The organism is Egibacteraceae bacterium, assembly GCA_035540635.1.
Lineage (GTDB): Bacteria > Actinomycetota > Nitriliruptoria > Euzebyales > Egibacteraceae > DATLGH01.
This window is the reverse complement of sequence record DATLGH010000009.1, coordinates 19,967-32,154: the sequence shown is the minus strand read 5'-3', so window position 1 is coordinate 32,154 and position 12,188 is coordinate 19,967. Positions and strand designations below refer to the sequence as shown.

General features: G+C 67.9%; 13 protein-coding genes. 6 read left to right on the top strand and 7 right to left on the bottom strand.

Annotated elements, in window-relative coordinates:
* Positions 1-304 precede the first annotated feature (304 nt).
* Both VM324_02000 and VM324_01995 read left to right on the top strand, forming a co-directional pair.
* The gene (locus tag VM324_02000; protein ID HVL98047.1) at positions 305-946 is read left to right on the top strand and encodes an HNH endonuclease signature motif containing protein; all 642 of its coding nucleotides are present in this window, start codon (positions 305-307) and stop codon (positions 944-946) included.
* A gap of 61 nt (positions 947-1,007) precedes the next feature.
* On the top strand, positions 1,008-6,974 hold the full coding sequence (locus tag VM324_01995; GenBank protein ID HVL98046.1) for a DUF4011 domain-containing protein: 5,967 nt from the start codon (positions 1,008-1,010) through the stop codon (positions 6,972-6,974).
* 336 nt (positions 6,975-7,310) lie between these two features.
* Here VM324_01995 and VM324_01990 read toward each other — a convergent pair whose 3' ends face one another.
* The 3 genes from VM324_01990 to VM324_01980 form a co-directional block, all read right to left on the bottom strand.
* Positions 7,311-7,694 (bottom strand): type II toxin-antitoxin system VapC family toxin, encoded by a 384-nt coding sequence (locus VM324_01990; protein HVL98045.1) that lies wholly within the window; start codon positions 7,692-7,694, stop codon positions 7,311-7,313.
* Positions 7,685-7,951 carry a hypothetical protein gene (locus tag VM324_01985; GenBank protein ID HVL98044.1) on the bottom strand — a complete coding sequence of 89 codons (267 nt, stop codon included), beginning with the start codon at positions 7,949-7,951 and terminating at the stop codon, positions 7,685-7,687. Before VM324_01985 ends, VM324_01990 begins: the two co-directional genes overlap by 10 nt.
* A gap of 407 nt (positions 7,952-8,358) precedes the next feature.
* Entirely contained in the window at positions 8,359-8,640 is a 282-nt protein-coding gene (locus tag VM324_01980) for a hypothetical protein (GenBank protein ID HVL98043.1), read from the bottom strand.
* Positions 8,641-8,958: 318 nt separating this feature from the next.
* On the opposite strand from VM324_01980, the gene VM324_01975 reads away from it, so the two are divergent.
* The 4 genes from VM324_01975 (at position 8,959) to VM324_01960 (ending at position 10,635) form a co-directional block, all read left to right on the top strand.
* Entirely contained in the window at positions 8,959-9,132 is a 174-nt protein-coding gene (locus tag VM324_01975) for a hypothetical protein (GenBank protein ID HVL98042.1), read from the top strand.
* A gap of 136 nt (positions 9,133-9,268) precedes the next feature.
* Entirely contained in the window at positions 9,269-9,538 is a 270-nt protein-coding gene (locus VM324_01970) for a hypothetical protein (GenBank protein HVL98041.1), read from the top strand.
* Positions 9,525-9,842 carry a type II toxin-antitoxin system PemK/MazF family toxin gene (locus tag VM324_01965; protein ID HVL98040.1) on the top strand — a complete coding sequence of 106 codons (318 nt, stop codon included), beginning with the start codon at positions 9,525-9,527 and terminating at the stop codon, positions 9,840-9,842. The genes VM324_01970 and VM324_01965 overlap by 14 nt, the downstream gene beginning before the upstream one ends.
* 289 nt (positions 9,843-10,131) lie before the next feature.
* Positions 10,132-10,635: a hypothetical protein gene (locus VM324_01960; protein ID HVL98039.1), complete on the top strand. Its 504-nt coding sequence runs from the start codon at positions 10,132-10,134 to the stop codon at positions 10,633-10,635.
* 72 nt (positions 10,636-10,707) lie between these two features.
* Here the strand turns inward: VM324_01960 and VM324_01955 are convergent, their stop codons facing one another.
* From VM324_01955 to VM324_01940, 4 genes are all read right to left on the bottom strand, one after another.
* Positions 10,708-11,106 carry a type II toxin-antitoxin system VapC family toxin gene (locus VM324_01955; protein ID HVL98038.1) on the bottom strand — a complete coding sequence of 133 codons (399 nt, stop codon included), beginning with the start codon at positions 11,104-11,106 and terminating at the stop codon, positions 10,708-10,710.
* Entirely contained in the window at positions 11,103-11,336 is a 234-nt protein-coding gene (locus tag VM324_01950; protein ID HVL98037.1) for a hypothetical protein, read from the bottom strand. Before VM324_01950 ends, VM324_01955 begins: the two co-directional genes overlap by 4 nt.
* A gap of 197 nt (positions 11,337-11,533) precedes the next feature.
* The gene (locus VM324_01945) at positions 11,534-11,911 is read right to left on the bottom strand and encodes a type II toxin-antitoxin system VapC family toxin (protein ID HVL98036.1); all 378 of its coding nucleotides are present in this window, start codon (positions 11,909-11,911) and stop codon (positions 11,534-11,536) included.
* Positions 11,908-12,153: a type II toxin-antitoxin system prevent-host-death family antitoxin gene (locus tag VM324_01940; protein HVL98035.1), complete on the bottom strand. Its 246-nt coding sequence runs from the start codon at positions 12,151-12,153 to the stop codon at positions 11,908-11,910. Before VM324_01940 ends, VM324_01945 begins: the two co-directional genes overlap by 4 nt.
* Positions 12,154-12,188 lie beyond the last annotated feature (35 nt).

Genomic DNA, 12,188 nt, shown 5'->3' with positions numbered 1-12,188 from the left:
CACGCCGGACCGACGACATTCACGCGCCCATCAGCCTGCCGCGCGAAACATCGAGGTTAGGACCCAGAGTGAGCCTTGCCGTTCAGCACGAGCAGTGGTCTGTCATCGACGGCAAGCAGCGAATCGAGACGATCCTGTGGTGGCTGGGCGAAGGGCCTCTGACAGACCAAGGGGTGCTAAACCTCCGAACAGCCCTTGCCGATGGAGACCTGCGGACTGGTGGACCTGGTGGGACTTGTCGAGTGACTGGAGGAATCGCTTCTACTCGGTCCATGAGGGCAGGCCGCTCAATAAGAAGGGGCCTTTGGACAAGGTCCTCGCTGGGCAGGGCCTGGAGAAGGACTCGCTGGACCAAGCGAGCGTTGCCGTCAACCGCGCCCTGAACGTCCTTAAGAAGGTACTGCCCGGGCTCAAGACGACACGCTTTCACAGGCGCGCGGACTTCTACACGCTAGTCTTGCTCCTGCACCGGCTGTGGGATGAAGGTCGAACAGTGACCGCTCACGGTAGCGAACGCAATAAGGTCGCCGGCGCGCTACTGACCGAGTTCGGCGCAGCTGTGGACCGAGTGAGCGAGAAACAGAAGACGATGAAGGCAGCGACCAGGGCGGAGAAGCCCTTGGTACAGTACCTCGCGACAGTGAGAGAAGGCACCGATAGCCAGAAGCAGCGACAGAAGCGAGAGAAGATCCTGCGGGAAGTCATCGAGAGCGTCTTCGACCACAAGGACCCGCAGCGCGCATTCAACGCCACGCAGCGGCGCATCCTGTGGCACGCCGAAAAGGATCCGACCTGCCACTTCGCCGACTGCCTGAGCCCAAGGATCAAGCGATGGGAGGATCTCCACATCGACCACGTCGAACCGCATGTCAGGGGAGGCAAGACGGTGATCGCCAATGCGGCGCTTGCCCACGCGTCCTGTAACAAGAAGTGGGGTGCGAAGTAATTGCTCCGACTTAGACGGGAAACCCTAGGCGGGGCGTCCGCATCTGGAGGGGGATGACGGGATGGCATCGAGCGATCGGATAGCGGTACGGGTCAAGACCTGGGCAAACGAACTCGTCGACCTCTCCCGGCGCAACACGTCGTTGTTCTACAAGCCCATCAAGCGCGGCACCCTGCAGATCCTGGCGCCGGCGCCTGTCGCAGCGCTCGAGCGACTCCAACGCAACCAGGAGTGGGGGTTCTTCAGCCCGCCTCCGGCGACCCCCGGAGCCCCCCCGTGGACGATCCAGGACAGCGTCGCGCACGCCGGCGCAGGGGAGCTCGTCACAGAGCGCACCACCCGGTCCGAGGTCGAGGCAGCGCTCAAGAACCTCGCCCGGCTGGCGAACCTGGACCTCGTCGACCGAGGGCTCGAAAGCCTCTACCTGTGCTTCGGGATGCTGCACTGGCGACGGGAGGACGAAACCGAAGACAACCGTTCGCCGCTGCTATTCATCCCCGTCAACCTGGTCCGCAGCTCGCCACGGGATCCATTCAGGCTCGCTCGGCTCGAGAACGACCCGGTGCTGAACCTCTCGCTCCGTGTGCTCCTGGAGCAGGAGTTCGACCTGACCCTTCCCGAGTTCGACCTTGCCCAGACCCAGGACGTCGACCTCGGCGCGTTATGGGATGGCGTCGCCGAGGCGGTCCGTCACCGGGGCTGGCGCGTGGAGCCGAACGTGGTGCTGAAGCGAGCGACCTTCCACAAGGAGGCGATGTTCAAGGACCTCACAGACAACCTCCGGGTGGTGTGCGGCCATCCGCTGGTGCGCTTCCTCGCCGACCCGGACGATGTCGTTCCGGCGGACGTGTCCCCTCCGGCCGAGGAGGAGCTGGATGCCGTCGCCCCGCCCGAGCGCGCCCGGCTGATCCTCGATGCGGACGGAAGTCAACGGCGTGCGATCGCAGCGGCAAGGGGCGGAGTGAACTTCGTCATGGACGGCCCGCCCGGCACGGGCAAAAGCCAGACCATCGCGAACATCATCGCCGAGCTCATCGCCGACGGGAAGTCCGTGCTGTTCGTGTCCGAGAAGCTCGCTGCCTTGCAGGTGGTCGCAGCCCGGCTGGGTGATCGAGGCCTGAGCCCGTTCCTGTTGGAACTGCACGGCCAGAAAGTCGGCCGCCGAGAGGTGGCCGGCCGCCTCGGCGAGGCACTCAGGCGCAAGCCCGTGGGGCGGCCACGTCTGACTGAAGCCGACCTGGCCCGTGCGGAGAAGCTTCGTGCCCGGCTGAGCAGCTATGCCGATGCCCTCAACCGCCGGCGTGACCCCCTGGGGCAAAGCATCGAGGAGGTCGTGGGCCGCCTCGCGCAGCTCGCTGACGTGCCTGCTGCCCCGACGCCCACAGCGATCGGAGCCGGCTTGAGCGCCGGAGAGGTGGCGGAGCTGATAGGCCGGTTCCAACGACTGTCCAGGGTCTGGGCACCCGTCGCCGACCGCCCTGACTTCGTCTGGTTGGGATTGCGGGCCGAGCATACGAGCCCACGCACACGACCCGACTTGGAGCAGGTCGTCGACCAGCTCAACAGGACGCTCCAGCAGGTCGCCGACCTCAGCGACCAGCTCGCCGACGAAACCGCGCTGCGGGTCGCACAGGATCTCCTACAGGCCGAGTGGCTGGTAGCTGTCCTGCAGGAGGTCTTGCGGCAGCCCCCCACCGACAAGTCGTGGTGGACGTCAGGCAACCTCGCTGAGTCGCTGGCGCGTCTGGCGGTGCTCGACGCGGAGGCGCAGGACCAACGGCGCGACGTCGACGCACTGGAGGCGGCGTACGGGCAGGACTGGAATGCGCTCGATTCCCGATTGGCGAAGCGCTGGGACGAGCTGTCCGAGGCCCTCGGCGGCCTGTTGCTCGAGCCAGTCGGCCCGACCGTCCCGGAACTGGCGCGTCAGGTCGTGGCGGCACGCGAGACGGTGGAGTTCGCCACCCAGCTGCAGGCCGAGGCCCGGGACCTGGCGGCCGCTCTGCGAGCACCCGACCGGGACCGCACCATCACTGAATGTCTCGACTTGGCGCTGGTGGCCTCCCATGCGGACGCTCACGTGCGACCCGAGACGCAGTGGAGCTCACCGTCGATCATCAGCCGCGTCGAGGCGGCGTTGACCGTCCTCGGACCACTCGTGGATCACTATCAGAAGCGCCGCTCCGCCCTTGAGGAGGTTTTCACGCCCGAGATCGAGGAGCTCGACCTCGCGAGCCTTGTCGTCAGGTTCGAGCAACGGCACAAAGGGTTGCGCAAGCTGTCGACGTCGTATCGGGAGGACAAACGCGCCGTGGCATCGGTGGCCCGGATCGGCAAGGCCACAAAGGATGTCCGCAGCCACCTGCGGGAGGCATTGGAGCTGCAGGAGGCGGGCAGGACGCTCGACGCTGCTTACGCTCGGTCCAAGGAAGTGCTCGGCAGTTTTGCGCAGGAGCGAGAAACAGACGTCGGTGCCGCTGGACGAGCTTTGAGCGTCCTTCGTGAGGCCGCAGAGCGGCTTCGTCAGGACTACGACGCTTCTGGTGTGGCAGCCCAGCTGTGCGGTGAGGCCCCGCAGGATCCGAGTCTGGCCGACCGCGCGCAGCGTACCGTTCAGCGGATCGAGGACTGGCGATCCGGGCCGGGCCGCGTGCTGTTCGGCGAACAGGTCGATCCTGCCATGCCTCTCACAGCGCTTATCCATCAGGCTGAGGAGGCCGCCAAGACAGCCGCGGCACTCCTCGAGCTGGCTACGGAAGTCGAGACCCGACGCCTGCAGCCCGCCGACCTGTCCGTCCTGGGCAATGAGCTCCGCCGCCGCGCCGACGTCGACGACCGAGCCCGCCGGCTACGGGAGGAGGAGTCTCGCGACCGTCGGCGCTTCGGCTACTTCTATGCCGGTCACGACACCGACATCGAGCTGGTCGGGCGAGGTCTTCGCTGGGCGGGTGAGCTGCAGGAGGTTCACGGCGGTCCGCTGACTAGGGCAGCCGCCGACCAGCTCCACGACCGGCATCCTCCGGCAGACCCGGAGCCGCTGGCCCATGCCTGCGCGCAGGCGCGCAAGCTGCAGACCAATCTTCTCGACCGATTCGACCCCAGCCGTGCCGAGGAGCTGCGTGAGGAGCTGGAGGGCGACCTCGGCGATGCGTGCGGCACACTCGGAAACCTGGCGGACCGCATCCACCAGATCGACGTGTGGCGGGCGCACACGGAGCTCATGGCCGAGCTTAGGACGGAGGGGTGGAAGCCCAGCCTCGACTACGTCACCGGGGACCGAACCCGTGCAGAGCAGCTGCCAGATGTGCTCGAACGGGCGTTATGGACAGCCTGGTACAACGCCGTTTCCTCGTCGGAGCCCGCACTTGCGTCGGTCCGAGCCGATGATCTCACTGCGGACCTCGAGGAGTTCCGGCGATTGGATCACGAGCTCCTCACCGATGCTGCTCAGCGAGTCGCGGCCGCATGTGCGGGACGCCGCCCGGTGACCAGCGTCGGCCAGGCGAAGATCATCGAACGCGAGGCCCAGAAGCGGTCACGCCACATGCCGGTACGGCTGCTGCTGGAGAAGACAGCCGAGGTCACTCGTGCGTTGAAACCCTGTTTCCTCATGAGTCCGCTGTCGGTGAGCGAGTTCCTGCCGCCGAGCTTCGCGTTCGATGTCGTCATCTTCGACGAGGCGTCCCAGGTGACCCCCGCGGACGCGATCAACTGTGTCTATCGCGGCGGACAGCTGATCGTCGCGGGCGATGACAAGCAGCTCCCGCCCACGAACTTCTTCGACCGGACTGCGATCGACGAGAGCGACAGCTACGACGAGGAGCAGCCCGATGACTTCGAATCGGTACTCGGCCTGTGCAAGGGGACGGCCGCGTTGCACTCCGTCCCGTTGCAGTGGCACTACCGAAGTCAGCACGAAACGCTGATCAATTTCAGCAACGGAGCGTTCTACGACGGCCAGCTCGTCACGTTCCCCGGAGCCGACCCGGCGGGGCCGCACCTCGGGGTGTCGCTGCAGATCGTCGACGGCGTGTACGAAGGCGGGACCTCCAGGACGAATCGCCGGGAGGCGCAGGCGGTCGCGCGGCGCGTCATCGACTGCGCCTCTGTGACGCCGGATCGGTCGCTCGGCGTGGTGACCTTCAGCCAGGCACAGGCGGAGGCGGTAGAGAACGAGGTGGAGCGGCTGCGGCTGGACCGTCCGGACCTGGACCGCTTCTTCGCCCTGGATATCAAGGACGCGTTCTTCGTCAAAGCCCTGGAGAACGTCCAAGGCGACGAACGGGACGTGATCCTGTTCAGCGTGGGCTATGGCCCACAGGCCGACGGCAGCTTCTCGGCGAACTTCGGGCCCCTGAACCGAAAGGGGGGCGAACGTAGGCTGAACGTTGCGGTGACACGGGCGCGCCGGAAGGTGGAGGTGTTCTCCTCCTTCCAGCCGGAGGCCCTCGCCGGCAAGGCGAAGGCCGTGGGGTTGGTGCGCTTGTTGGAATACATGCGCTATGCCCGCGAGGTCGGTGCGGCGGAGACGAGGACGCATGGCGTCCTTGCGCCCGACGAGGCGCTTGCCGGAGTTGTAGCCGAGGTGCTGCGCAAGTGGGGCCACGAGGTGGACCTTGGGGTTGGCATGTCGTCCTACCGGCTCGACCTCGCCGTCCGTGACCCCAAGCAACCGGGGGCCTATCTTTTGGGCATCGAGCTAGACGGGGCCTCCTACGCCTCTTCGCCGGTGGCTCGCGACCGGGATCGTCTCCGCCAAGAGGTGCTTGGGCGACTGGGGTGGCGGCTTCACCGCGTGTGGGGACCGGCCTGGTACCTCGAGAGGGCGGGCAGCGAACAGCGGTTGAGGCAGGCACTCCAGTCCGCCACGCGAGGCGAAGCACGGGCGACGCGGCCGGCGGGCGTACGGGCTGAGCGTGTGGAACTGCACGAGGTCGAGGTGGATCTGGACGCCCCACCGGCCTGGGCCGTTCCGTACGAGCCGACGTGGCCGATGGTGGACAACTCGGTGCACCCGGCCGGACTGGAGGCGATGTCTGGTGTAATGGACGCCGTCTCTCAGATGGTTGCAGGCGAGTCTCCCGTGAGCATAGAGCTGGTGATCAAGCGGATTGCGTGGCAGTACGGGGTCAACGCAACGAAGCGGGTGCGCCAAGCGGTCGAGAGGGCCGTGGCCACCCTGGAGCGTCGCGGCGAGCTCACGCGCTCCGGCGACACGCTGCTCGGAGACCGTCCCGCGGTCGTGCGTGTGCCCTCCGCCGCTGACGGCGACTCCTTCCGCGACATCAACCACATCACGCCAGAGGAACTCGCGCTGGCCGTTCGCGCACTTGTGCGGGACGCCCGCGCGATGAGCGAAGAGGAGCTGGTGAACAGCATCGCGCGGCTGTTCGGTTTCAAGCGGACCGGCGCCAAGATCCGCCAGGCGATCGAGGAGGTCAGCGCCACTCTCTGCAGGCAAGGGGACCTGCTCCGGGCAGTCGACGGCACGCTGCAGCTCTCCGGCACCGCGCGGGTCGGTGCGGTTCACGCCGATGCCGCCGATGATCTGCGCGCTCTCATCGATCGGGGGGAGAGCGCCCACCTTGAGTTCAAGTCGAGCCTGAGAGCCAACATGACCGACGGCTCGGTCATGAAGGAGCTGGAGAAGGTCGTGGCCAAGACGGTGGCGGGCTTCTTGAACGCCGAGGGAGGAACGCTTCTGATCGGCGTGGCCGACGACGGATCCCTTGTCGGGCTGGAGCCGGACTATCGGACACTGGGCAAGAAGGGGACTCGGGACGGCTTCGAGCTGCACCTCACGCAAGTGCTCAGTAGCGCGCTGGGTCTGCCGCCGTTGGCGTTCATACGGGTCGCCATCACGTCCCTCGAGGGCCGCGACGTCTGCCAGATCGACGTCAAGAGGTCACCAGAGCCGGTGTACGTGGCCGACAAACAAGGCGCCACGTTCTACGCACGAATGGGTAATGCAACCCAGCCATTACCAGTCGATGCAGCTCATCGCTACATCCACAACCACTGGAAATAGCAACCGCAAGCCGGCCACAACAACAGTGCCGGCGATGATGCAGCTGTCAAGGGCGTAGTCGCCGATCGAGGCACCCAAGGCTTCGGCATGGGCATTGCCGTCTGCCCCGCGGTAGCACAATTCTCTTACTACCGTCCGTGGCACTGCCGCCATGGGTTTGGGGGCGTCCTCGCCATGGCCGTTGCCTCATGCGCCCTTGTCGGGAGATTGTGCCCCTCGTCGCGTGAGCGCACCGGCTGGTTGGGCCCCCAGCCGACAGCACGAGGGTCTGCCCACGGTCCTTCACGGCATGCTGGGTAGTCTCCCGACGGGTACGGCAGCAGATCCGAGGCTGCTTCAGTAGGGTGGTGCGAGGTCGTCGAACATCGGAAAGTGCTTCACGTTGCTGGTCCACAGCTGGCCTCGCACGCGCTCGACGGTGGCGGCGATGACGAGGTCGATTACGCCGATGCCGGGATGGGAGGCGCGGTAGCGGCGGCCCAGCTCACCGGCACGGTCAGCGATCCATTCGTCCACGGGGATCCACTCGATCTGGTCAACGAGGCGCTGCGTGAGCCGCTTCTGGTGTGCCCGCATCCCGACCAGCAGTTCGGTGCGGCTGAGGACCGAGGCCTGCACCCGCTCCCCTCCGGTCCGCGCTGAGCGGAGGGCCTGTCGGCTGGCCTCCTTGCCGCGAAGGTGGTCGACGAGCACCGACGAGTCGGCAACGATCACTCCCACGCCATCGCACCGATCGGCTGGTCCAGGCCCCCGCGAGCGCGGTCGACCCAGGCACGCCCGTCGAAGTCCTGCTCGTCCCAGGCGCCGAAGCTGTCATCGAGTGCGGCCAGGAAGGAGTCGAGCGAACGGTCCGCGAGGTGCTCGTCGACCGCCGCCCGTACGATCGCACCGATCGAGCGTCCGGTCTGCTCGCTCGCCTCCTTGAGGCGTCGGTACTGCTCGTCCGCGAAGAGGACTTGTGTCCGACGCATCTTCACGGCCACTCCTCTCGGTTCACGGTCAACCTCAAGGGTCAACCGACCATGATGTAAGGTCATACATCATAGCGCGGGTCACCGACGAAGCCGTCGCGCAAGACGTCCAGCTGTGCTCGGCCCTTGGGGGCGGGGCGGACGGCTAGAGAGGGGCTAGATCGACCTCCGCGTCGTCCTTGCGGTAGTGGTACAGGCGCAACGGGCTGTCGGCAAGAAGCCGTGGAGGGCCTCCTGCACCGCTGACCGCGAGAGGACCTCCACGTCGGGGGAAGATTGCCACCGCTCCCGTAGTCGGCCGACGACGCACGGCGTCTGCCGCGCCGCACATGGTCGCGCAAGCGGCCCCGATCACTGTGGACGGGCGAGCACGGCGCCGCTGCGGCGAAGCCTGGCCCGTTGCAAACCGCGGCTCACAGGAGCGCGGTGGTCACCACCGCCCCGACCAGCGCCACGAGCACCGCCACCAGGATCGCCCACGTCTGCTGCGCCATCGCCCGCGCCTGTCCCGCGAAACGCTCGTCCATGCGCGCGATCAGGCGGTGCTCCAGCGCCTCCATCCGCGCGTCCTGACGCTCCTCCACCGCGTCGATGCGGGCGTTCAGGCGCTCCTCGAGCTGGAGCAGGTCATGCTTGGTGGCCACGTCGGCCCACCCCACCGGCGGCAGGTAGCCGAACAGCGTCTCCGCCGGCACGGCCCCAGAACCTCCTCCACACGGGAAAACAATTCGTGACGGGCACGCTCGTCGAGCGCCATTGTCCACCCCCCGGCCATCAGCCGGCAACCGGGACGGATCATCCCACGGCCCTCCCCGCCCCGCCCGACCGCGGTGCCGAGCCTGGGGAAAGGATGCCACCGCTCCGTAGTCGGCCGACGACGCACGGCGTCTTCCGCGCCGCACATGGCCGCCCAAGCGGCCCCGATCACTGTGGGCAAGTCCCCGCCGCCGGGGCCGCGCTGTCCCACCCCCCTGCCAGCCTGGCGGTCCAGTCACGACCAGAGGAGGCGCGTCATGTCGACAGAGCCAACGACCGGCGGAGCGAAGAACGAGGTGGCATCCATCTTGCAGGGGATACCCAACATCAAGGTCGGTGCGGGCTGGACCGTCGAGGTGGTCGGCGATCGCCGCGACTACCTGCACACGGTCCAAGCCATCCGCCAGCGCGGCTGCGACGTGACGGTGTAGGTCAACGGGTTTCGATCCCATGAGCTCGGCCGTGCGGTGCGTGCGGTCTTCGACTTCGCGCTCGAGGCTGACGTGCCGGTCCAGTTCGAGTACCACGGGCGGATGTTGCGGCTGCAGCCGGCGGCCGGCCCCGAGAATGTATGACGAAGTGCGTTACACTGGCTGGGTGGCTGAGATGATCTCCGTGCGGCTGGACGCCGAGGCGGCACGTGCCCTGGCCGAGCTGGAGGCGACCGGCCTGTCGCGCTCGCAGGCGGTCCGCCTTGGCCTGCGTGCGGCAGCAGCTCGGCTTCGTGATCGCCAGCGGCTCGCTGCCGAGGCTGCGGCGCTGTCGGCTGACGAGGGTGACCGGGCCGAGGCCAGCGCTGTGGCCGACCTGATGGAGGACCTGCGTGCGCCGTGGTGACGTGTTCCGGCTGCGGCTGCGTCGCGGTGCCGGACACGAGCAGCACGGTGTGCGCTACGGCGTGGTCGTGCAGTCCGATGCGCTGGCGGCCCTGTCCACCATCCTCGTCGCGCCGACGTCGAGGTCGGCCCGCGGGGCCTCGTTCCGACCGGAGATCGACGTGGACGGCTCACCGAGCAAGGTGCTGGTCGAGCAGACCGGCGCGGTCGACGCGAGTCGGCTCGGCGACCTGGTCGGGCGAGTGACCGCCGAGGAGCTGTGGGGCGTCGACCTCGCCCTCGCCACGGTCTTCGACCTGCGCTGACCGAGCCATCGGCCGGTCCAAGGTCCCTTGCGGGTCACTGTGGCATCTCGTGAACGAGGGCATCACGCCGGTGGGAGACCACGGCCGATCAGGAGATGTCGGGGCGGCGCGGTGTGGCGCGCCACCGACGGTCGCTGAAGAGGCTGCGCGCGCCAACCAACGTGCGCACCCGCGTCCAGCTGGTCGGCGTCGAGGCGCGCGTCCTGGGCTCGCGCCACTCCGGCGGGTCATCCACAGGGGCACCGCCGAGCCCTCGCCTGCGACCGGTGGTTGCGGCAGGGTCGGTGGCATGGACGGCGAGGAGACTCTCGGCACCTACCTCCACGGGTGGATGGCGCGCCAGCAGACCCAGCTGCAGCCGAGGACGTGGGATTCCTACCGGGGCATGGTGCGCCGCTACCTGCTGCCGACCCTCGGTGACGTGGCCTTGCAGTCGCTGGCCAGCCGCGAGATCGAGCGGGTCCTGGCGCGGTTGTTCACCGGGGGCGGCGAGCAGGGGCGGCCGCTGTCGAAGCGCTCCGTCGTCTACACCCACACGATCCTGCACAAGGCGCTGGCGGACGCCGTGCGCGACGGGCTGCTGCCCGCCAACCCCAGCCACGGCGTGCTCCTGTCGAAGATCGACCACCCCACCGGTGGTGACGCCGGCGCGCGCATCGTCACGTGGGACGCCGAGCAGCTGCGTACCTTCCTCGCCGCCACCGCATCCGGGCGACGCCTTCATCAACGTGCAGGCGAAGGGTGCGGTAGGTCTTCGGCTCATTCAGCCTCGAGCAGGGATTCCAGGCCTTGACCCGGCGGTCGCACGTAGGCGACCACGGCTTGGGAGGTCATCCAGAACGGCCCGTCACCGCTGTTCTCGCCTTCAGTCCGGGATCACCTCCACGGCGGCTCGGCACTCGGGGACGGAAGCCAGCGCTCGATCGGCCGTGAGCAGCGGGCAGTCAAGCCCCTCGGCCAATGCGAGGTACAGGGCGTCGTAGATGGTGGCGTTGTGGCGGAGCTCGAAGGCGCGACGTAGCAGCGGGCCATGTGCGTAGCGCACGATCGGCAGCTCGAGGAAGTCATCGACGAGGGCCACGGCGACGTGCTCGCTCAGCTCACCGCGAGCGGCGTATCGGCGCACCACCTGCGCCACCTCCGCATCCACCAGATGCGGGGCGGCAACTTCACGTTCGCGGCTGGAGAAGACCGCAGCCACGCGCGCGCCGGCTGGCCGGTCGAGCAGGACCGCGAGCAGCGCGGAGGCGTCGAGGACGATCACCCGCGGGCGTCACGCTCGGCACGCACGGCTTCTGCGGGCGGTTCGGCGACGTCGAGGCGGCCGCGGCGGCGGATGCGAGCCAAGACGTCATCCACGGGCGGGCGTGCCGCCAGCCGCTCCAACTCCCGCAGCAGGTAGTCGCTCAACGATCGGCCCTCACGCGCCGCCCGCACCTTCAGTTCCCGGTGGACCTCGTCGGGGACGTTGCGGATCTGAATCATGGCGCTCATGTTCAGCACATTAACACATGTTCCGCGCATGTGCTGCGGGAGCGCCGTTCGCTCCTACCGCTGACCGCGAGACACCGTGTGGCGGGCCCCACACCTCGGGGGCGGCCTGTGCAGTGTCGGGCCAATGGCCCGGTGAACCCATGCGTCGGCTACGTGCCGCCCCCAGCCGGGCGCGCTGCCTCCTCATCCGTTCCGGGTCAGGCGGGGAGGACGGCGACCTCGTAGGACGCGATGCGGGCGTCGCGGGTGACGATCGTGAGCCCGTCGGTTCTGGCCTGAGCGACCAGCATGCGGTCGAAGGGGTCGGCGTGGAGGTCGCGCAGGTCTGCGACGGCCATCGCGTGCGCGATCGTGATCTCGAGAGGCTCCATACGCGCATTGGTGAGCTGGTGGGGCAGGTCGTCGGGGGCGCGCAGCTTGCCGATGGCCTTCTTGATGACGATCTCCCACACGGACACCGCGCTGACCAACACCCGGTTGCGCCCGTCGGTGATCGCCTCGCGCGCCCCGGTCGCGAGGCTCGGGGCGTCTGCGAGCGCCCACAGCAGCGTGTGGGTGTCCAGCAGGAGGTTCACGCGTCGTGGCCCTCGAAGGCCCGCTGGAGGTCGTCTGGCAGGGGCGCGTCGAAGTCCTCGGCCAGCCACACACGGCCTTTCCACGCGCCGAGCAAGCGCGGTCCGGGGTCGGCTTCGTAGGCCTGGAGGACCGCCAAAGGCTTGCCGGCCTTGCCGATCAGCACGCGCTTGCCGGCGGCGGCCTCCTCGACCAGGCGGGACAGTTGGGCCTTGGCCTCGGTGATGTTGACGACCCGGGACACTGCACCCTCCGATATTGAGGTTGGTCACTACCGGC